This is a genomic window from Sphingobium sp. AP49 (assembly GCF_000281715.2).
In the GTDB taxonomy this organism is placed as follows: domain Bacteria; phylum Pseudomonadota; class Alphaproteobacteria; order Sphingomonadales; family Sphingomonadaceae; genus Sphingobium.
The window spans coordinates 4,459,875-4,480,081 of the sequence record NZ_CP124576.1; the positions used below are offsets into that span (position 1 = coordinate 4,459,875).

The window sequence follows — 20,207 nt, forward strand, 5'->3', positions numbered from 1 at the left end:
ATCCTCCTGCAACGCCCCCGTTGCCCGACGGGTACGGCCCGCGAGTCCACTCGCCAGGTCCGCAAGGACAATATTTTCAATCTGACTATCGCAACTGGCGGGAGCGCCCCAAGGGAAGAGCGGCCCCCACCGCGAACCATCCCCGGGGCGATCCGGCCCATGGCTCAGGACCGCAATTCCATGCCGTCCAGATCGCCCTTGGCACGCCAGTCCTGGACCAGTTTCTGGAACGCGCCCCAGCCCGGACCATAGCCGCGGAACAGCGCCCAGGGCGCCTTCACCTGGCCTTCATTGGTGAAGTAGCTGGGGGTGCATTCCTGCTGGAAGGCGGTCATGTCGATCTCCATTTCCTCGAAATGGCGGACATAATCCTCCTGCCCCTGCAAGGTGGTCTCGACCACCTTGGCACCCTTATCCATCACCGCATGAATGATATGGGCGATATGCTCCGCCTGGCGGCCGAACTGTTCGGTCACGCTGGCGTTGAGGCCACCCTGGATATAGCCGATGAAGAACTGGTTGGGGAAACCATGGGTCATCGTGCCGTGCAGGGTGCGCGGCCCATTGGCCCAATGGTCATAGATGGATTGGCCATCGCGGCCCTCGACCGCATCGATGCCCCAGCGCCGCTTCAACTCGCTCGTCACCTCGAAGCCGCTGGCGAAAATGATGCAGTCGACCTCATATTCGACGCCGCCCGACACGAAGCCCTTCTCCGTGATCTTCTCCAGCCCCTTGCTGTCGGCAACGTCGATCAGCGTGACATTGGGCCGGTTGAAGGTCGGGTAGAACTCATTGCTCGACAGCGGGCGCTTGCAGAGGAAGCGGTACCAGGGCTTCAACGCCTCGGCCGTTGCCTTGTCCGTGACCATTTCATCGACACGGGCGCGCAGTCGCTCCATCACGCGATAATCGACCACCTCGCGCTTCGCCATGAACTGCTCGATCGACATCTCCGGCCAGCCCTCGGCTTCCAGCTCCGCCGACAGGTTGCGGGCGATCTCGGTCCAGATGTCGCAGATCAGGTCCGGTTCGCCCGGCGCGAAGGCTTCCATCGCGGCGCGGTGGAAATTGGCCTGGCGATCGGCCTGCCAGCCGGGCTGCAGCGACGCTGCCCAATCGGCATCGGTCGCCGGATTGGGGCGCTCGTCCACGGTCGATGGCGTGCGCTGGATGACATAGAGCTGCTTGGCGTAGCGGCCGAGATAGGGCACCGCCTGGATCGCGGTCGCGCCGGTGCCGATGATCGCGACGCGCTTGTCGGCCAGCCTGTCGAGCACCGGATTGTCGTAGCTGCCGCCGCTATAGTCATAGTCCCAGCGGGCGGTGTGGAAAATCTTGCCCTTGAAGCTGTTGATGCCGGCAATGCCGGGCAGCTTGGGCATGTTGAGCACGCCGCAGCCCATCACCACGAAACGCGCCAGCAATTCGTCGCCCCGGCTGGTGCCGACGCGCCAGCGCTGGATCGCCTCGTCCCATTTCAAGGATGTGATGAGGGTATGGAACAGCGCCTTGTCGGCAAAGTTGAACTTTTCCGCGATCTGGCGGCAATAGGCCTGGATTTCCGCGCCGTCGGCGAACTTCTTCGACGGCATGAAGCCGGTCTCTTCCAGCAGCGGCAGATAGCAATAGGCGTCATTGTCGCACTGGATGCCGGGATAGCGATTCCAGTACCAGACGCCGCCAAAATCGCCGCCATGGTCGATATTGCGGAAATTGGTGACGCCCTGCTTGGTCAGATGATAGCCGGCGAGCAGGCCGGCAAAGCCCGCGCCCAGCACCACAACGTCCAGTTCCTCGACGATCGGGTCGCGCGCGACGACCGGCATGTGCGGGTCGACGTCATAGCTGTGCGTCGTATCGTCGGTCGTGGGCTGATATTGCCCTTCCCGGTCGGCGCGCATCCGCTTGTCGCGCTCGGCGCGATATTTCTCGCGCAGGGTCGGGATATCGAATGTGTCAGCCGCAGGCGTCTGCGTCGGCTTGCAGGTCATGACCTCTCCTAGGGATCGCTGTTCTCGCCATTTTGTTAATCAACAGACCTGTTGACTTGCAATGGCGGAGCGACGGCCCGGCGCTGTTAGCGCCGTGGCGATCCCTTGGCGGCGTCTGCGGCCGCGACGAGAGAGGTAGATCAGTCGGTAAGCAGCGCGCCGATCAGGCGGCGCGGGCCAGCTTCTGTTCCTGGGCAACCGGGAAGGTCACGACATCGGCCGATGCAGGGGCGGCGGCGGGCGTCAGGCCGGCGATGTAGCGCTCGGCGGTGACGACATCCCGGCGATAGGAAAAATAGAGCGCGATAAGCGAGAACATGATGAACCTCTGAGAAAGCTATTTGCTGCGTCGCAGCATCGAGCTTCATCTGGTCTTCCCCGGCTTTTTTCGCAAATGCAAAGGCGCCAAGGCCAGTTGCACGAAACGACATGGACCGGTTGCGCACGTTGCAAACGCAACCGGTCCTAGAATGTCAGACCCGGCCGGTGACCGGGATCAGCGCGCCGGTGATCGGCGCGGCGGCGGGCGACAGCAGGAAGGCGATCACCCCGCCCAGCGCCTCGGGCGAGACCCAGCGGCTGGAATCTGCGTCGGGCATGTCGGCGCGATTGGCCGGCGTGTCGATGATGCTGGGCAGCACCGCATTCACGCGCACGCCTTCATCCTTCAGTTCCTCGGCCAGCGCCTCGGTCAGGCGCGCGACGCCCGCCTTCGACGCCGCATAGGCGCCCATGCCGGCGGCCGCCTTCACCGATGCGGCTGCACCGATATTGACGATCGCGCCGCCGCCATCGCGCAGCAGTGGCAGCAAGGCGCGAGTCGCGATCAGCGCGGTGCGGACATTCATGCCATAGAGCCGGTCCCAGGTGGCGACCGACCCGTCGCTCACCGTTTCCCAGCTGAAGCCGCCGGCGATGTTGACCAGTGCGTCCAGTCCACCCAGCGCCTCGCCGATCTTGTCCGCCGCGCCGGCCACCGCCTGTTCGTCGGACAGATCGACTCCGCCCAGCGCCAGGTCGACGCTGCCGGCCGGCACATCACCCAGGTCGATGCCCGCCACCGTCCAACCGGCCGCACGCAGCACCTGCACCGCCGCCCGGCCCAGCGCACCGGCCGCACCGGTTACCGCCACCACTCCCGCCATCATCATCCCCTTTCGATATCCTTGCGTCAGATCCCGGACATGCAGAGATATTTGATCTCGACATAGTCCTCGATGCCATGGCGCGATCCTTCGCGGCCCATGCCCGATTCCTTGATACCGCCAAACGGCGCGACCTCGGTCGAAATGAGGCCGGTGTTGATGCCCACCATGCCGACCTCCAGCGCCTCGCCCACGCGCCAGGCGCGCGCCAGGTCCCGGGTGTAGAAATAGCCCGCGAGGCCCACCTCGGTTGCATTGGCGAGCGCCACCGCCTCCTCTTCCGAGTCGAACAGGAAGATCGAAGCCAGCGGCCCGAACGTTTCCTCGTCGGCCAGCTTCATGTCCGGCGTGCAGCCACTGATGATGGTCGGCTCGAAGAAGCTGTGGCCCAGTGCATGGCGATGCCCGCCGCTCACCAGCGTGCCGCCCTTGGCCAGCGCATCGGCGACATGCTCCTCGACCTTCTCGACCGCCTTCTCGTCGATCAGCGGCCCCTGGGTCACGCCCGCCTCCGTGCCCGGCCCGACCTTCAGCTTGGCGACGGCGGCCTTCAGCTTTTCGGCAAAGGCCGGCGCAACATCGCGCTGCACCAGGATGCGGTTGACGCAGACGCAGGTCTGGCCGCTGTTGCGATATTTGGACGCGATCGCGCCTTCGACCGCCGCATCCAGATCGGCATCGGCAAAGACGATGAAGGGGGCATTGCCGCCCAGCTCCATCGACAATTTTTTCATCGTCGGCGCGCATTGCGCCATCAGCGTCTTGCCGACCTCGGTCGATCCGGTGAAGCTCAATTTGCGCACCAGCGGGTTGCCGGTCAGTTCCGCGCCGATCACCCGCGACGATCCGGTGACGACGTTGAACACGCCCTTGGGCACGCCCGCCCGTTCGGCCAGCACGGCGAGCGCCAGCGCGGTCAGCGGCGTCTGGGTCGCGGGCTTCAGCACCATGGTGCAGCCCGCCGCCAGCGCCGGCGCCGCCTTGCGCGTGATCATCGCTGCCGGAAAATTCCACGGCGTGATCGCCGCGACCACGCCGACCGGCTGCTTGATGACGACGATGCGGCTGTCGGCGCGATGGCTGGGAATGATCTCGCCATAGATGCGCTTGGCCTCTTCCCCGAACCATTCGATGAAGCTCGCCGCATAGGCGATCTCGCCCTTGGCCTCGGTCAGCGCCTTGCCCTGCTCACGAGTCAGGATCATGGCCAGATCGTCCTGATGCTCGATCAGCAGCTCGAACCAGCGGCGCAGGATGCGCGATCGCTCGCCCGCGGTCTTCGCCTTCCAGGCCGGCAGCGCCGCCTCGGCTGCCTCGATCGCCGCGCGCGTGCCCGCCTCGTCGATCGCGGGAATGCCGGCCAGCCGCTCGTCCGTCGCCGGGTCGGTCACGTCGATGCTGGCGGTGCCGATCCACTGGCCGTCGACATAGCATTGTTCGCGCAGCAGGCTGGGGTCGGCAAGGGCTATGGTCATCGGATCACCTTCTTCGGCAGGATGCGGGGCTACAGGCGCAGGGCGCGCCCGCCGCTGCGTCCAACGCAGCATGGCCCCATTTCGATGCGAAGGTGGGATGCGGGGCAGGCGGCGTCAACGTGGACGAAATGTCCCCGACCAAGGATCGACCCCGCGATGCGCCCTAATCCGGGATGCGCGGTTCCCGGCGGTTGACCAATGGCCTCAGATAGGAGGGATCGCTGGCGTCCCGCGCGGGGGCGCCATTGGCATTCAGGTCCGGCACATCGCCAAAGGGCAAGGGCAGGGTCGGCACCAGCCCGGACCATTCGATCATGTTGGTGCGCAGCGCGATCTTCCACTGCCCGCCCCGCCGTTCCAGCCGGTCGATATAGCGGCCACCGGCGATCCAGTTGCTCTCGTCCCGGTTGCGGCCGACGAACAGATAATAGGTTTCGGCATGGGCGCTGTCGCCGTCGATATCGATCGTCATGTTGAGCAGATTATGATGCGTCGCCACCTGTCCGCCTTCATGCAGGGCAGAGGCCCACGCATAGAGCGCATCGGGCGCGCCGACGAAGCTGCCCGCCGCGACGGTGGCATCGTCATGAAAGGCGGACAGGAACAGGGCGCGGTCGAACCGGTCCATGCCCCGGCTGAACCGGGTCAGGCAGTCGACAATGTCCTGCCGGTCGAGCAGCGCATCCATCCGCGCCTGGCGATCCGCGTCCATCCTATGCCTCCGTCCGCGGGGCGATCGGCTGCCAGATCGGCGCGCCACGCTCGGCCCGCAGCGACGGGATGGTCTTCCCGTCGACATCGGTGATGCCATAATCCTGCGCCAGCTCCGCCGTGATGAAGGTGCCGCCCGATCGCGCCATGATCGCCGGATCGGCCAGCAGCGCGGCGATCACCCGGCCGGGAAATTCGGGCGAGCAGCCGACCAGCGGATTGGTCACGGTCAGCGCCTTCATCGCCGGATTGGCGGCGATGTTGCGCTGTGCCCGCTCGGTCATGGTCAGCCCCTGCCACAGCGAGAGCGAGGCGACGCCATGGGGCTGCAATTCGATCGCCATGTCCCGCGCCATCCGGTCGACCGCCGACTTGCACGTGCCGAACACCACGCCATAGGTATAGGTGACCCCGACATAGCCCGATATCGCGACGATCAGGCCCGATCCCTGCGGCACCATCATCTGGGCGGCATGGCGCGCAGCGACGAAGTTGGATCGCACGCCGACATCGACCATGTCCCAGTTGGACAGCGGCTTTTCCCAGAAGCTGCCCGGCACGGTCAGATCCTCGGGGATGGCAAAGGCGTTGTTGACCAGCAGGTCGAGCCGCCCCTGTTCGCGCTGCACCTGGTCGAACAAAGCGGCGACCTGCGCATCGTCGCCATGATCGACCTGCACGGCAATGCCCCGGCCGCCGCGCGCATCGCATTGCGCCGCCGTCTCGCCGACCGTGCCGGGCAATTCATGATCGCCCGCATTGACCGTGCGCCCGGTGACATAGACGGTCGCGCCCTGCTCGGCGAGCGCCAGCGCCATCCCCTTGCCGATCCCCCGGCTTGCGCCGGTCACGATCGCGACCTTGCCGTCCAGCGGTTTCATGATCCTCTCCCTCAGTCGGTTTCGCGCGCGAAGAAGCGCACGCTATGATCGCCGTTCGCGCGACCGGTGAAATGCGGGGCGCTGAACGCCATGCCCATCACCCCCTGGCTCCAGTCGGCCGACAGGCCGATATCCTGCACCCAGTCATAGAGCATGGTGCGCCGCGCGATCCGCCACTGGCCCTCGCGCCGTTCGAAAATGTCGAGATAGCGGCCGCCGATCATGACGTCGCGTTGCGCGTCGCCCATGTCGATACGATGATAGGATTGGACCTGCGTCTCGACCCGCGCCGCGTCGCCCTCCAGGTCGATGAAGCTCTGCCCCAGCAGATGCTGGGTGCACAGGATCGCGTCGGCGCCGGGCACCACCCAGGCGAGATAGGCATCGAAATCGCCGGCGAACACGCCATAGTCGGTGCTGCCGTCAGGCCAGCAGCTTGCCCGGATCAGGTCGGCGTCGCGTCGGTCCTCACCACGCGCCAGCCGGGCGAGACAATCGCGGATCGCCTCCCGGTCCAGAATCGCCTGCAATGGCGTGGTGGCATTCTCCATCCGGCCCTCTCCTTCCCGCCCGTCGCTGCGGGTCGTGTGTCCATGGCCCGGTCATAGGCGCGCGCCATGGCGCACCGCTTGACCAATTCGGACAGGAGAAAGCCGGGCAGCCTCAGCCGCGCGGAGCGAGGCCGGCGATTAGCAGGTCGACCTGTGCCGCTGCTATCGCCTCCGCGCTCATCGCCCCTTGCGGATCGCGCCAGCGCGCCGCCCAGTTGAGCGCGCCAGCCAGGGTGAAGCCGGCCAGCTTGACGTCAACCGGGGCGATCGATCCGTCCGCCACGGCGTCGGCGATCAGCCCGCGCATGGCAAGGTCGATGTCGCGTTTGCGCGATCGGAACAGGATAGCCCCCTCTGCCGACAGGCATTCGTCACCCGTCCGCACCACGCAGGCGCCGAAATCATCCATGATCACCGCGCCATAGCGTCGCAGAAAATAGGCAAGCCGCGCCCGGCCATCGCCGCTGCCCGCCCGCGCCTCGGCGGCCGCCGCACTCAGCATCTCCAGGCCACGGGTGACGCATTCGATCAGCACCTGCTCCTTATTGCCCAGATAATGATAGATGGTCGGCTTGCTGACCCCAAGGCTGGCGGCAACATCGTCCAGCGACGTCGCGTGGAAGCCGCGCGCATTGAACATGCGCACCGCTGCAAGCAGCACCGCTTCCCGTTTTTCCGCCCGCTCCCGCACCTTTTCCTCCGCCGTGCGGAAGGGGGACGGGATCGCCGCTGCGCTTTTTACCGACACCTGTTGATCCTTCATGGCGCCTGTTGACAAGAAATCCGAACAGGCGCAACCTACTCATGAGTATAGGAGAGACGCAAGCGTTTATGCTGACCGAAATCCAGAGCGCCATTCGCGATACCGTAAGGGATTTCGCGCAAGCCACGATCCGCCCGCATTCGGCCCGGTTCGAGGCGGAAGGCGGCTATCCCCGCACGCTGTTCGAGGAGATGGCCGGCCTTGGCCTGTGGGGCATGACCGCGCCCGAAGTCTTTGGCGGGGCGGAGGCCGACTCGGTCTCCTACGCCCTCGCTCTGATGGAACTGGCCGCCGCCGACGGCGCGCTCTCCACCATCGTCTCGATCCAGAATTCGATCCTCGTCTCGGGCCTGCTCAAGGATGGCAGCGAGGCACAGAAGGCCCGCTTCCTGCCGGACCTGATCGGCGGCCGCACGATCGGCGCCTTTGCGCTCACGGAAAGCGACGCCGGCTCCGACGCTTCGGCCGTGCGCACCCGCGCTATCAAGGTCGACGGCGGCTGGCGCATAACCGGCGCCAAGCAGTTCATCACCTCGGGCAAGATTGGCGGGGTGGTGATGATCGTCGCCGTGACCGATCCCGACGCGGGCAAGAAGGGCCTGTCGGTCTTCCTCGTGCCCACCGACCGTCCCGGCTATTTCGTCGACAAGGTCGAGCACAAGATGGGCCAGGGCGCGTCGGACACCTGCGCGCTGCGGTTCGAGGATATGTTTGTCGAGGATGATCTGCTGATCGGCCAGCCAGGCCAGGGCTATCGCATCGCGCTCGCCAATCTGGAGACCGGCCGCATCGGTATCGCCGCCCAGTGCGTCGGCATGGCGCAGGCCGCGCTGGAGATCGCCGTCGCCTATGCCAAAGACCGCAAGAGCTTCGGCAAGCCGATCATCGATCATCAGGCGGTCGGCTTCCGCCTCGCCGACCTCGCCACCCGACTGGAGGCCGCGCGCCAGCTCGTCCTGTCCGCCGCCGCGATGAAGGATGCCGGCCAGCCCGCCTTGACCCAGGCGTCGATGGCCAAGCTGTTCGCCTCCGAAACCGCCGAAGCGGTGGTGTCGGGCGCGATGCAGACTCTGGGTGGCTATGGCTATCTTGAAGAATTCGGAATTGCGAAAATCTATCGCGATGTCCGGGTGTGCCAGATTTACGAGGGCACGTCGGACATCCAGCGCATGGTCATTGCGCGCAGCCTTTAAAAGGAGAATTTGGATGCAGGATGATCCGGTAGTCATTGCGAGCTATGCCCGCACCCCGATGGGCGGTTTTCAGGGCGCGCTGTCGGCACTGAAATCGACTGACCTTGGCGCCACCGCCGTCAAGGCCGCGGTCGAGCGGGCCGGCGTCGCCACCGACGCCATCGATCGCATCTATATGGGCTGCGTGCTGCCTGCCGGCCTCGGCCAGGCGCCCGCGCGCCAGGCGGCGCTCGGCGCGGGCCTTGGCCTCAATACCGAGGCAACGACCGTCAACAAGATGTGCGGTTCGGGCATGCAGGCGGCGATCATGGCGCATGAGGCGCTGGCATCGGGCGCGGCCGACATCGTCATCGCCGGCGGCATGGAGAGCATGACCAACGCGCCCTATGCCCTGCCCAAGCATCGCAGCGGCGCCCGCATCGGCCATGACCGCATCATCGACACGATGATGATGGATGGCCTGGAGGACGCATACGAACCCGGCAAGGCGATGGGTGTGTTCGCCGAAGAGGCGGTGCGCGACTATCAGTTCACCCGCCAGGACCAGGACGATTATGCCATCCGCTCGCTCGACCGTGCCAATGCGGCGATCGGCAGCGGCGCCTTCGTCCGCGAAATCACCCCGGTCATCGTTTCGGGCCGGGGCGGCGACACAATCATCGACACCGACGAACAGCCCGGCAAGGCCCGGCCGGAAAAGATCCCCGGCCTCAAGCCCGCCTTCGTCAAGGATGGCACCATCACCGCCGCCAATGCCTCGTCCATTTCGGATGGCGCCGCCGCGCTGGTGATGACCCGCCAGAGCGTCGCGGAAAAGCAGGGCCTGAAGATCGTGGCCAAGGTCGTCGCCACCGCCGGCCATGCGCATGAGCCCGCCAAGTTCACCACCGCGCCGGTGCCCGCCATGCGCAAGCTGCTGGAAAAGGCCGGCTGGTCGGTAGAGGATGTCGACTTGTTCGAGGTCAACGAAGCCTTTGCCGTGGTCGCGATGATCGCCGCCAAGGAACTGGGCATCCCGGCCGACAAGCTCAACGTCAATGGCGGTGCCACCGCGCTCGGCCATCCGATCGGCGCATCGGGCGCGCGCATCGTCGCCACCCTGCTCGGCGCGCTGGAAACGCGCGGCCTCAAGCGCGGCGTCGCCAGCCTCTGCATCGGCGGCGGCGAAGCGACCGCCATGGCCGTCGAACTCGTATAATTCTGCCGGGAGAGGACAGATAATGGATATCAAGGGACTGGCCGCCATCGTCACCGGTGGCGCCTCCGGCCTGGGCCGTGCCACCGCGACCATGCTCGCCGCGCAGGGCGCCAAGGTCGCGATCTTCGATCTCAATGAAGACGCCGGCAAGGCGGTCGCCGCCGAGATTGGCGGGCTTTATGTCGGCGTCAATGTTGCCGACGATGCCAGCGTCACCGCCGGGCTCGACACGGCGGAAGCCGCCCATGGCACTGCCCGCATCCTCGTCAACTGTGCCGGCATCGCTCCGGCCGTGAAGACGGTGGGCAAGGAAAATGTGCCCCACCCGCTCGACAGCTTCGCCAAGACGGTGACCGTCAACCTGATCGGCACCTTCAACATGATCTCCAAATTCGCCGCCCGCGCGGCAGCGGCCGAGGAGATTGACGGTGAGCGCGGCGTCATCGTCAACACCGCCTCGGTCGCGGCCTATGACGGCCAGATCGGCCAGGCGGCCTATTCCGCGTCGAAGGGCGGCGTGGTCGGCATGACCCTGCCAATCGCCCGTGATCTGGCCCAGCACAAGATTCGCGTCATGACGATCGCGCCGGGCATCTTCCTGACGCCGATGCTGGAGGCCTTCCCCCAGCATGTGCAGGATGCGCTGGGCGCGCAGGTGCCCCACCCCAGCCGCCTCGGCAAGCCGGCCGAATATGCCCAGTTGGTCGAATCGATCGTCCGCAACCCGATGCTGAACGGCGAGGTGATCCGCCTCGACGGCGCCATCCGCATGGCGCCACGCTGATGAGCGGGTCGGGCAGCGGCGTGACTTTGGCGATCGCCGACGGCATCGCCCGGATCACGCTGGATCGTCCGGCGGTCGGCAATGCAATCGACCTGCCGCTCGCCCGCGCGCTGCTCGACGCCGCCATCCGCTGCGAGGGCGATACGGCGGTCCGCTGCGTCGTCCTCACCGGCAATGGCAAGCTGTTCTGCGCCGGCGGCGATGTCGGCCTGATGGGCGGCGCGGGGGCACAACTCCCCACCGTCCTCACCGAACTCATCGCCACCTTCCACGCCGCCGTCACCCGTCTCGCCCGCATGGCCAAGCCGCTGGTGACTTTGGTCAACGGTCCGGCGGCGGGCGCAGGCTTCAGCCTGGCCATCCTCGGCGATGTCGTGCTGTCGGCCCGCTCCGCCCATTATACCGCCGCTTACGGCGCGATCGGCCTCACCGCCGATGGCGGGCTCAGCTGGCTGCTGCCGCGCCTCGTCGGCCTGCGCCGCGCGCAGGAAATCATCCTCACCAACCGCCGCATCAAGGGCGAAGAAGCCGAAGCGATCGGCCTTGTCACCCGGCTGGTCGATGACGATGCGCTGAAGGCCGAAGGGCTGGTGCTCGCCGCCCGCCTCGCCGACGCCCCGACCGCCGCCTATGGCGCCGCCCGCACCCTGCTGCACGACAGTTTCGACACCGGTTTCGAGACCCAACTCGACCGCGAACTCCGATCGATGGCGGTCGCCGGCGCCGGCGAGGCACAGGAAGGGCTCGCCGCCCTGCTCGCCAAGCGCACCCCGAATTTCAGAGGAGCCTGACCCATGGCACAAGCTTATATTGTCGAAGCCGTCCGCACCGCGGGCGGCCGCGCCCGCAAGGGCGGGCTGATCGACGTCCACCCCGCCGATCTGGGCGCCACCATTCTCAACGCGCTGGTCGACCGCACCGGCATCGATCCCGCCGCTATCGAGGACGTCATCGTCGGCTGCGTCAGCCAGGCGGGCGAACAGAGCTTCGCTTTTGGCCGCAACCTCGTCCTCGCCTCCAAGCTGCCCGACAGCGTGCCCGCCGTGACGATCGACCGTCAGTGCGGTTCGTCGCAGCAGGCGCTGCATTTCGCGGCGCAGGCGATCATGTCCGGCACCCAGGATCTGGTGATCGCGGCCGGCGCCGAAAGCATGACCCGCGTGCCGATGGGGTCCAACTTCCAGCTTCACGCCGCCGCCGGCCTGGGCGATGGTCCCTGGCCCAAGAGCATCCAGAAACGCTATGGCGTCGCCGAATTCAGCCAGTTCCATGGCGCCCAGGCGATCGCCAACAAATATGGCTTCACCCGCGAGGATATGGATGCCTATGCGCTCGCCAGCCATGCCAAGGCGGCGGCCGCGATCGACAGCGGCGCCTTCAAGGCGGAGATCGTCCCCGTCCTGACGCCCGAAGGCCTGTTCGACACCGATGACGGCGTGCGCCGCGGCGGCACGATGGAGGCGATGGCCAGCGTCAAGACGCTGGAGGAGGGCGGCACCATCACCGCCGCCAATGCCAGCCAGATGACCGACGGCGCGTCGGGCGTGCTGGTGGCGAGCGAAGCGGCGATCAAGCGCTTCGGCCTCACTCCGCTCGCCCGCATCGTCAACCTGACCGTCACCGCCGGCGATCCGGTCATCATGCTGGAAGAGCCGATCCCCGCCACGCAAAAGGCGTTCGCGCGCTCGGGCCTCAAGCTCGACGATATCGACCTGTTCGAGGTGAACGAGGCCTTCGCTTCCATCCCCATGGCCTGGCTCAAGGCGATCGGCGCCGATCCGGCCAAGCTCAATGTGAATGGCGGCGCCATCGCGCTCGGCCACCCGCTCGGCGCATCGGGCACCAAGCTGATGAGCACCTTGATCCATGCGCTCAAGGCCCGGGGCAAGCGCTATGGCCTGCAGACCATGTGCGAAGGCGGCGGCATCGCCAATGTGACGATCGTGGAGGCACTCTAATGGCTTTGAAGACGCGTTTCACCGAGCTGTGCGGCATCGAACATCCGATCGTGCAGGGGGGCATGATGTGGGTCGGCCGCGCCGAACTGGCCGCCGCCGTCTCCAATGCCGGGGGCCTGGGCATCCTGACCGCCCTGACCCAGCCGACGCCGGACGACTTGCGCCGCGAAATCGATCGCTGCCGGACGATGACCGAAAAGCCGTTCGGCGTGAACCTCACCATCCTGCCCTCGGTCAATCCGCCACCCTATGCGGAATATCGCCAGGCGATCATCGACAGCGGCGTGAAGATCGTCGAGACCGCCGGCCACAAGCCGCAGGAACATGTCGACGATTTCAAGGCGCATGGCATCATCGTCGTCCATAAATGCACCGCCGTCCGCCACGCTTTGTCGGCCGAGCGGATGGGCGTCGACGCCATCTCGATCGACGGCTTTGAATGCGCCGGCCATCCAGGCGAGGATGATATTCCCGGCCTCATCCTGATCCCGGCGGCGGCCGACAAGCTCAGCATCCCGATGATCGCCAGCGGCGGCTTCGGCGACGGGCGCGGCCTCGCCGCCGCGCTGGCGCTGGGCGCGGAAGGCATCAATATGGGCACCCGCTTCTGCGCCACGGTCGAGGCGCCGATCCACCAGAATGTGAAGCAGTTTCTGGTCGACAATGACGAACGCGGCACCAACCTCATCTTCCGCAAGTTCAAGAATACCGGCCGTGTCGCCAAGAACAGCGTGTCGGACGAAGTGGTCGAAATCTCGCTGCGCGAAGGATCGGTCTTCCCCGACATCCAGCCGCTGGTGTCGGGCGCCAAGGGCCGGGTCGCACTCGAAACCGGCAATCTCGACGCGGGCCTGATCTGGGCCGGGCAGATTCAGGGCCTGATCCACGATATCCCGACCTGCCAGGATCTCATCACCCGCATCGTCGACGACGCCACCGCCATCATCCAACGCCGCCTCGCCGGCTTCGTCACGCCGGAACTGGCAGCGGTGGGCTGAGACACCCATCTCTGTCTCACGTCATGCCGGGCTTGACCCGGCATCCCGCTTCCTTCCGCTAGCAAGGCCGGTATGACGAGGGAGACTTCGCCGCGCCAGCCCTAATCCTGTGCCAGCAGCAGCGCCGCATAAGGTGGCAAGTCCATCCCCGGCGTGGCATCGCCGATCGCCGCAATGATCTCGCCGCGCCCTTCCACTTCCTCTGGCCAGGGCGCGGGCGTCGGCGACAGGTTGAAGATGCAGGTCAGCGCCTGATCCTCTGCCACCCGGCGGAAGGCCAGGCACTGGTCATCCGCGCGCATGATGTCGAGCCGCCCATGGCGCAACGCCGGATTCGCCTTGCGCAGCGCGATCATCGCGCGGGTGAAGTGGAGCAGCGAGGCGGGGTCCCCCTCCTGCGCCGCCACCGCCCGCGCCACATTCTCCGCGCCCAGCGGCAACCAGGGCTCGCCATCGGTGAAGCCCGCCTCCGCCGCATCGACCGACCAGGGCAGCGGCGTGCGCGCACCGTCGCGCGACAGGGTCAGCGGCCAGTTGGCGATCGCCTCGGGGTCTTGCAGCTTCTCGAACGGGATATCGACCTGGGTGATGCCCAGTTCCTCGCCCTGATAGAGGATGACATTGCCGCGCAGCGCCATCAGCAGCAGCATCTTCACCCGCGCGAAGGCCGCCTGATCCTGCGGCGCACACCAGCGCGACAAGGCGCGCGGCGCATCATGATTCTCGAACGCCCAGCTCGGCCAGCCCATGCCCGGTTCGTCCGGCCAGCGCGCCAGCGTGTCGGCGATCAGGCCGGGGGTCAGCGCCGGGGCATAGAGAAAGTTGAAGCCATAGGCGCTGTTGAGATGATCCTCCCCAGCCGTATAAGCCTTCATCTCCTGCTCGGCGAGGTCGCCGCCCACCTCCGCCACGGTGAAGATCGCGCCATAGCGGTCGGTGAGGTCGCGTATGCGCGCGACGAAATCGACCACGCCGGGATGCGACTGGCTGTAACGGCGAATCTGATAGTCGAACGGCCGGGTGCGCGGCCCTTCCCCCTCGGGCGCGGGTGGATTGTCGCGCAATTCCGGGTCGTGCATCGCATGGTTGAGCGCATCGAGGCGAAAGCCGTCGACGCCCCGGTCCAGCCAGAATTGCATCGCCGCCAGCAGCGCATCCTGCACCGCGCCATTATGGACGTTGAGCTGCGGCTGGCTGGTCAGGAACTGGTGCATATAATATTGCCGCCGCCGCGCGTCCCAGGTCCAGGCCGGGCCGCCGAACACCGATTGCCAGTTGTTGGGCGGGGTGCCGTCGGCCCTGGGATCGGCCCAGACGAACCAGTCCGCCTTGGCATTGCCCCGGTCCTGCCGGCTTTCCGTAAACCAGGGATGCAGGTCGGAACTATGGGCATAGACCTGGTCGATCGTCACCTTGAGCCCTAGTGCATGCGCGCGCGCCACCAGCGCGTCGAAATCGGCAAGCGTGCCGAAGATCGGGTCCACCCCGCAATAATCGGCAATATCATAGCCGAAGTCGCGCATCGGCGAGGGGAAGAAGGGCGAAATCCAGATTGCGTCCACGCCCAGCCGGGCGACATGCTCCAGCCGTGCGGTGATGCCCGGCAGGTCGCCGATGCCATCGCCGTTCGAATCCTGAAAGCTGCGCGGATAGATTTGATAGAGGACCGCGCCCTTCCACCAGGGCCGATCGCCTGCATTACGACCGTCGGGAGCCATCTGCGCCACCCCATGTCCCAAGCCTGCGGCGCATCATGCCGCAACGCCAGTCTACACGGCAGACCCCGCAGGTGAAGAACTATGTTGCAGATGCGAAGAAATTAGGGCGTATGCCGGGATCGCGCCACGCTGGAGATCAGCTGGTTGATGACACACTCGTCCTGCGCGGCGGATGCACAAATGCCGCACAGCCAGTCCAGACACCGAGCCAGAAATGCCATGGCCCTCTCCTTCTTCTTTATGCGCGCAGAATAGCAGGATTCGCGGGCCTAGAAAAGCGGGAGAAGAGGGGGATCAGCGCCTATTGGTCGGCGCCGATCACCCGGTAGAGCAGGATGCGATTCTGCACCGCCGCCAGCTCAGTCGCGATCGCCGACTGCTGCGCGCTGTAGAGCGAGCGCTGGCTGGTCAGCGAATTGAGGAAGGTGTCGATGCCAGCCCGATAACGCTGGTCGGCCAGCGCATAATAACGTTGGTTCGCCGTCACCAGCGCCTGCTGCGCCGTCTGTTGCCGGTCGATCGTGCCGGCCCGCGCCAGCCCGTCCGACACTTCCTGGAAGGCGGTCTGGATCGCCTTTTCATATTGCGCGACATAGAGGTCGCGCTGCGCCTTGCTGTAATCCAGATTGCCGCGCGCCGCGCCGCCGAAGATCGGCATGCTGGCGGACGGTGCCCCCGACCAGGCAAAACCACCATCGCTGAATAGCGAAGACAGGGCAGAGCTGGCCACGCCGATCGCCGTGGTCAGGCTGATCTTGGGGAACATCGCCGCTCGCGCCGCGCCGATATCGGCATTGGCAGCCTTCAACTGATGCTCCGCCTGCAACACATCGGGCCGCTGCAACAGCACGTCGGAGGAGAGGCCGGCGGGCACCTTCGCGGTCGATTGCAACAGGCTGTCGAGCGATTGCGGCAACAGCGCCTCCTCGACCGGCGCACCGACCAGCAGTTCCAGCGCGTTGCGGTCCTGCGCCACCTGGGTGACATTCGCCTCTATGTCCGAGCGCGCCTGCTCGACCGTCGTCTCGGCCTGATGCACGTCCAGCTTGCCGGCGAGGCCCGATGAATTGAGCATCTGCGTCAGTTTCAGGCTGCGCTCGGCGCTCGCCAGCGTCTGGCGCGATAGGGTCAGCAATTCCTGGTCCGCCGCCATCGTCGCATAGGCGTTCGCCGTCTCGGCGATCAGGGTGATGCGGGTCGACCGCATCCCTTCCTGCGTCGCCAGATAGGATTCGAGCGCCGATCGGGTCAGATTCTTGACCCGGCCGAACAGATCGATCTCGAACGCGCTGAAGCCGATATCGGCGCTATAATTATTCTGCCGATTGTCATTCTGGCGACTGAAGCTCGCCGCCGCATCGCCGGTGATCGTCGGCAACTGCGCTGCCCGCTCGACCTTATATTGCGCCCGTGCCGACTGGACATTGGCCAGCGCCACGCGCAGGTCGCGATTATTGGCCAGCGCCCGCTCGATCACGGTCTTGAGCCGGGTATCGCCGATCAACGCGGTCCAGGGCAGGCCCGCAGGCTCGGCACTGGCCGCGGCATAGGCCTCACCCGTGGGGAAGGCCGGCGCCACCGGCGTTTGCGGCCGGACATATTTGGGCGCCATGTCGCACCCGGCCAGCACCAGCGTCGACAGCGGCATCATCATCCATGCAGCGCGGGTCATGCGGGCACTCCGTCCACGGGCGCGTCCTGGGCCGGCGGCTCGCCGCCCGGCTTCTTCTTGTCCATGCCGAACAGGCGGGCGATCGAGACGAAGAAGAGCGGCACATAGAAGATCGCCAGTACCGTCGCCGTCACCATGCCGCCGACCACCGCCGTGCCGATCGCGACGCGGCTCTGCGCGCCCGCGCCGGTGGCGATGGCGAGCGGAATGACGCCCGCGATAAAGGCCAGGCTGGTCATCAGGATCGGACGGAAGCGCAGCCGGGCAGCCTCCAGCGCCGCTTCCAGCGCATTGCGACCGTTACGATGCGCCAGCTCGGCAAACTCGACGATCAGGATCGCATTCTTTGCCGCCAGGCCCATGGTCGTCAGCAGACCCACCTGGAAGTAGATATTATTCTCCAGCCCGCGCGCCCACACCGCGACCACCGCGCCGATCAGGCCGAGCGGGATGACCAGCAGCACCGCGAGCGGGATCGACCAGCTTTCATACAGCGCGGCCAGGCACAAAAACACGACCAGCACCGACAGCCCATAGAGCAGCGGCGCCTGCCCACCCGACAGTTGCTCCTGATAGCTGAGGCCGCTCCAGGCATAGCTGGTCCCCGCCGGCAACTGCTTTTGCAGCTCCACCATCCGGTCCATTGCCGCACCCGAGCTGGAACCGGATGCCGGCTCGCCCTGAATTTCGTAGGAGGACTGACCGTTGAAGCGCGCGACCGTGGTCGGCCCCATGGTCCAATGGGTTGAGGCAAAGGCGGAGAAGGGCACCATCTCGCCCGTGCTGCTGGAGCGCACCTGCCAGTTCTGGATATCGGTGGGCAGCGCGCGATAGGGGGCGTCTGCCTGCATATAGACGCGCTTCACCCGACCGCGATCGATGAAATCGTTGACATAGGTGCTACCCCAGGCCGAGCTCAGCACATCGTCGACGTCGCTCTGGGTCAGCCCCAGTACGGCCAGCTTCTCGGTATCGATATCGACCTTGAGTTGCGGCGTATCCTCCAGCGTCGCGGCGCGCACGCCCGACAGGCTGGGGTCGGCATTCGCCGCCTTGAGCAACTGGTTACGCAGTTCCAGGAAGTGCGCACGGCTGAGACCGCCCGTGTTCAACAGCTCGAAGGTGAAACCGTTGGACTGGCCAAGGCCGCGGATCGATGGTGGCGTCAACGCCAGCACCTTGGCATCGCGAATCGCCGACAACTGCTTGTTGGCACGCATGGCGATGCCACCGGCGCTGTTCGCCCTGCCATTGCGGTCGTCCCAGGGCGCAAGGTTGATGAAGCCCTGCGCCGTATTTTCGCCCTGCCCCTGGAAGCTGAAGCCCGAGATGATGAAGGCGAAGGCGGTATTGTCCTTCTCGTCGTTCAGGAAATAGCTCTGCACCCGCTCCACCGCATTGGCGGTGCGCGACGATTTGGCGCCGGCCGGCAGGGTGATCTGCACCATGACCTGGCCCTGGTCCTCGACCGGCAGGAAGCTGGTGGGCAAGCGCACGAACAGCAGCCACAGCAGACCCAGCACCACGACATAGCCACCCCAGAACAGCAGCCGCCGGTTGATGACCGCGCCAACCCGGCGCACATAGCCATGGGTCATCCGCTCGAACCAGCGGTTGAACTTGCCGGCGATACCGCGTTCGCGCTTTTCCTTGTCGATCGGCTTCAGGATGGTGGCGCACAGTGCGGGCGACAGCACCAACGCGACCAGCACCGACAGCAGCATCGACGAGACGATGGTGATCGAAAACTGGCGATAGATGACGCCGGTCGATCCGCCGAAGAAGGCCATCGGCAGCAGGACCGCCGACAGGACCAGTGCGATGCCGACCAGGGCGCTGCCAATTTCCAGCATCGACTTGATCGTCGCGTCGCGGGGCGACAGCCCCTCCTCCTCCATGATGCGTTCGACATTCTCGACCACGACGATCGCGTCATCGACCAGCAAGCCGATCGACAGCACCATGCCGAACAGGGTCAGCGTATTGATCGAATAGCCGAACAGCGCGAGCACGCCGAAGGTGCCCAGCAACACGACCGGCACGGCGATCGCGGGAATCAGCGTGGCGCGCCAGCTCTGCAGGAAGACGAACATCACCACGACGACCAGCAGCACCGCCTCGATCAGCGTCTGGATGACCTCGTTCACCGACAGCTTGATGAAGGGCGTGGTGTCGCGGGGGAAGGCGATGGTATAGCCGTGCGGCAGGTTCGACGACAGCTCGGCGACCTTGGTCTTCACCAGTTCGGCGGTCTTGAGCGCGTCGGCGCCGGGCGCGAGTTGCAGCGCCATGCCCGATGCGGGGTGACCGTTCATCAGCGCGGTGGTGGTATAGCTTTCATTGCCCAGTTCGACCCGCGCAACATCGGACAGATGCACCACCGAACCGTCGGTCCGGGTCTTCACCACGATGTTGCGGAACTGGTCCGGCGTCTGCAGGCGTGCGCGCGCGGTGACCGTGGCGTTGAGCTGCTGCCCCACCGGCGCGGGATCGGCACCGATCTGGCCGGCTGACACTTCGACATTCTGTGCCCTGATCGCCGTCTCGACGTCGGACGGCATCAGCTTGACGGTCGCCAGCTTGTAAGGATCGAGCCAGATCCGCATCGCATATTGCGAACCGAAGATTTGCGTCGCGCCGATGCCGTCGATGCGGGCGATCGGATCCTGGAAATTATTGACCAGATAATCGGCGATGTCGGACTGGGTCGCCTTGTCGGTGCGATCGTAGAGGCCGACCACCATCAGGAAGTCGGTCTGCGATTTGGTGACGGTCAGGCCCTGCTGCTGCACCGCGCTGGGCAGACGGCTCAGCGCCTGTTGCACCTTGTTCTGTACCTGCACCTGCGCGGTGTCAGGATCGGTGCCCTTCTTGAAGGTGACGGTGATGCGCGATTGCCCCGTCGCGGTCGACGAGGAGGAGAAATACATGAGGCCGTCGATGCCGGTCAGCTGCTGCTCGATCACCTGGGTGACGCTGGCCTCCACCGTCTCGGCCGACGCGCCCGGATAGGTGGCGCTGATACCGACGGACGGCGGCGCGATATCGGGATATTGCGCGATCGGCAGGCTCAGCATGGCCCCCAGGCCGGCCATCATGATACCGATGGCGATGACCCAGGCGAAAATCGGGCGGTCGATGAAAAAACGGCTCAGCACGCGGCGCT

At 65.9% G+C, this 20,207-nt stretch carries 17 protein-coding genes; 6 read left to right on the top strand and 11 right to left on the bottom strand.

Features of this window, described 5'->3' with window-relative positions:
* Nucleotides 1-164: 164 nt before the first annotated feature.
* The 8 genes from PMI04_RS21045 to PMI04_RS21080 form a co-directional block, all read right to left on the bottom strand.
* Complete coding sequence (locus PMI04_RS21045; RefSeq protein ID WP_007715462.1) at nt 165-1,994, bottom strand: NAD(P)/FAD-dependent oxidoreductase; 1,830 nt, start codon at nt 1,992-1,994, stop codon at nt 165-167.
* A 163-nt stretch (nt 1,995-2,157) separates the two neighbouring features.
* Entirely contained in the window at nt 2,158-2,313 is a 156-nt protein-coding gene (locus PMI04_RS21050; protein WP_007715463.1) for a hypothetical protein, read from the bottom strand.
* 154 nt (nt 2,314-2,467) lie between these two features.
* Nucleotides 2,468-3,145, bottom strand: a complete 678-nt coding sequence (locus PMI04_RS21055; RefSeq protein WP_007715464.1) for an SDR family NAD(P)-dependent oxidoreductase — start codon at nt 3,143-3,145, stop codon at nt 2,468-2,470.
* 20 nt (nt 3,146-3,165) lie between these two features.
* Entirely contained in the window at nt 3,166-4,614 is a 1,449-nt protein-coding gene (locus PMI04_RS21060; RefSeq protein WP_007715465.1) for an NAD-dependent succinate-semialdehyde dehydrogenase, read from the bottom strand.
* 163 nt (nt 4,615-4,777) lie between these two features.
* Nucleotides 4,778-5,326, bottom strand: coding sequence for a nuclear transport factor 2 family protein (locus tag PMI04_RS21065; protein ID WP_007715466.1), 549 nt, complete (start codon nt 5,324-5,326; stop codon nt 4,778-4,780).
* 1 nt (nt 5,327) lies between these two features.
* The gene (locus tag PMI04_RS21070) at nt 5,328-6,206 is read right to left on the bottom strand and encodes an SDR family NAD(P)-dependent oxidoreductase (RefSeq protein WP_007715468.1); all 879 of its coding nucleotides are present in this window, start codon (nt 6,204-6,206) and stop codon (nt 5,328-5,330) included.
* An 11-nt stretch (nt 6,207-6,217) separates the two neighbouring features.
* On the bottom strand, nt 6,218-6,757 hold the full coding sequence (locus PMI04_RS21075) for a nuclear transport factor 2 family protein (RefSeq protein WP_007715471.1): 540 nt from the start codon (nt 6,755-6,757) through the stop codon (nt 6,218-6,220).
* Between the two features lie 112 nt (nt 6,758-6,869).
* Nucleotides 6,870-7,520 (bottom strand): TetR/AcrR family transcriptional regulator, encoded by a 651-nt coding sequence (locus PMI04_RS21080; protein WP_238536018.1) that lies wholly within the window; start codon nt 7,518-7,520, stop codon nt 6,870-6,872.
* Nucleotides 7,521-7,588: 68 nt separating this feature from the next.
* Here PMI04_RS21080 and PMI04_RS21085 point away from each other — a divergent pair, with 68 nt between their 5' ends.
* From PMI04_RS21085 to PMI04_RS21110, 6 genes are read left to right on the top strand one after another with little or no spacing between them, the layout of a single operon-like run.
* Complete coding sequence (locus tag PMI04_RS21085) at nt 7,589-8,713, top strand: acyl-CoA dehydrogenase family protein (protein WP_037487530.1); 1,125 nt, start codon at nt 7,589-7,591, stop codon at nt 8,711-8,713.
* 13 nt (nt 8,714-8,726) lie between these two features.
* Nucleotides 8,727-9,911: an acetyl-CoA C-acyltransferase gene (locus PMI04_RS21090; protein WP_007715478.1), complete on the top strand. Its 1,185-nt coding sequence runs from the start codon at nt 8,727-8,729 to the stop codon at nt 9,909-9,911.
* Between the two features lie 22 nt (nt 9,912-9,933).
* Nucleotides 9,934-10,695 (top strand): 3-hydroxyacyl-CoA dehydrogenase, encoded by a 762-nt coding sequence (locus tag PMI04_RS21095; RefSeq protein ID WP_007715480.1) that lies wholly within the window; start codon nt 9,934-9,936, stop codon nt 10,693-10,695.
* Complete coding sequence (locus PMI04_RS21100; protein ID WP_007715483.1) at nt 10,695-11,486, top strand: enoyl-CoA hydratase-related protein; 792 nt, start codon at nt 10,695-10,697, stop codon at nt 11,484-11,486. Before PMI04_RS21095 ends, PMI04_RS21100 begins: the two co-directional genes overlap by 1 nt.
* 3 nt (nt 11,487-11,489) lie before the next feature.
* On the top strand, nt 11,490-12,653 hold the full coding sequence (locus PMI04_RS21105; RefSeq protein ID WP_007715485.1) for an acetyl-CoA C-acetyltransferase: 1,164 nt from the start codon (nt 11,490-11,492) through the stop codon (nt 12,651-12,653).
* Nucleotides 12,653-13,651: a nitronate monooxygenase family protein gene (locus tag PMI04_RS21110; RefSeq protein ID WP_007715487.1), complete on the top strand. Its 999-nt coding sequence runs from the start codon at nt 12,653-12,655 to the stop codon at nt 13,649-13,651. Before PMI04_RS21105 ends, PMI04_RS21110 begins: the two co-directional genes overlap by 1 nt.
* 101 nt (nt 13,652-13,752) lie before the next feature.
* On the opposite strand, the gene PMI04_RS21115 is transcribed toward PMI04_RS21110, so the two are convergent.
* The 3 genes from PMI04_RS21115 to PMI04_RS21125 all read right to left on the bottom strand — a co-directional run bounded on the left by PMI04_RS21115 (nt 13,753) and on the right by PMI04_RS21125 (nt 20,199).
* The gene (locus PMI04_RS21115) at nt 13,753-15,369 is read right to left on the bottom strand and encodes an alpha-glucosidase (protein WP_007715489.1); all 1,617 of its coding nucleotides are present in this window, start codon (nt 15,367-15,369) and stop codon (nt 13,753-13,755) included.
* A gap of 301 nt (nt 15,370-15,670) precedes the next feature.
* Nucleotides 15,671-17,041: an efflux transporter outer membrane subunit gene (locus PMI04_RS21120; protein ID WP_007715493.1), complete on the bottom strand. Its 1,371-nt coding sequence runs from the start codon at nt 17,039-17,041 to the stop codon at nt 15,671-15,673.
* Nucleotides 17,038-20,199, bottom strand: a complete 3,162-nt coding sequence (locus PMI04_RS21125) for an efflux RND transporter permease subunit (RefSeq protein ID WP_007715496.1) — start codon at nt 20,197-20,199, stop codon at nt 17,038-17,040. Before PMI04_RS21125 ends, PMI04_RS21120 begins: the two co-directional genes overlap by 4 nt.
* Between the last annotated feature and the right edge of the window lie 8 nt (nt 20,200-20,207).

Coding starts and splice junctions, on each gene's coding strand:
- PMI04_RS21115 (WP_007715489.1), bottom strand. CDS start 15,369: ATGGCTCCCGACGGTCGTAATGCAGGCGATCGGCCCTGGTGGAAGGGC.
- PMI04_RS21110 (WP_007715487.1), top strand. CDS start 12,653: ATGGCTTTGAAGACGCGTTTCACCGAGCTGTGCGGCATCGAACATCCG.
- PMI04_RS21100 (WP_007715483.1), top strand. CDS start 10,695: ATGAGCGGGTCGGGCAGCGGCGTGACTTTGGCGATCGCCGACGGCATC.
- PMI04_RS21095 (WP_007715480.1), top strand. CDS start 9,934: ATGGATATCAAGGGACTGGCCGCCATCGTCACCGGTGGCGCCTCCGGC.
- PMI04_RS21075 (WP_007715471.1), bottom strand. CDS start 6,757: ATGGAGAATGCCACCACGCCATTGCAGGCGATTCTGGACCGGGAGGCG.
- PMI04_RS21080 (WP_238536018.1), bottom strand. CDS start 7,520: ATGAAGGATCAACAGGTGTCGGTAAAAAGCGCAGCGGCGATCCCGTCC.
- PMI04_RS21065 (WP_007715466.1), bottom strand. CDS start 5,326: ATGGACGCGGATCGCCAGGCGCGGATGGATGCGCTGCTCGACCGGCAG.
- PMI04_RS21060 (WP_007715465.1), bottom strand. CDS start 4,614: ATGACCATAGCCCTTGCCGACCCCAGCCTGCTGCGCGAACAATGCTAT.
- PMI04_RS21045 (WP_007715462.1), bottom strand. CDS start 1,994: ATGACCTGCAAGCCGACGCAGACGCCTGCGGCTGACACATTCGATATC.
- PMI04_RS21090 (WP_007715478.1), top strand. CDS start 8,727: ATGCAGGATGATCCGGTAGTCATTGCGAGCTATGCCCGCACCCCGATG.
- PMI04_RS21055 (WP_007715464.1), bottom strand. CDS start 3,145: ATGATGATGGCGGGAGTGGTGGCGGTAACCGGTGCGGCCGGTGCGCTG.
- PMI04_RS21105 (WP_007715485.1), top strand. CDS start 11,490: ATGGCACAAGCTTATATTGTCGAAGCCGTCCGCACCGCGGGCGGCCGC.
- PMI04_RS21070 (WP_007715468.1), bottom strand. CDS start 6,206: ATGAAACCGCTGGACGGCAAGGTCGCGATCGTGACCGGCGCAAGCCGG.
- PMI04_RS21050 (WP_007715463.1), bottom strand. CDS start 2,313: ATGTTCTCGCTTATCGCGCTCTATTTTTCCTATCGCCGGGATGTCGTC.
- PMI04_RS21120 (WP_007715493.1), bottom strand. CDS start 17,041: ATGACCCGCGCTGCATGGATGATGATGCCGCTGTCGACGCTGGTGCTG.
- PMI04_RS21085 (WP_037487530.1), top strand. CDS start 7,589: ATGCTGACCGAAATCCAGAGCGCCATTCGCGATACCGTAAGGGATTTC.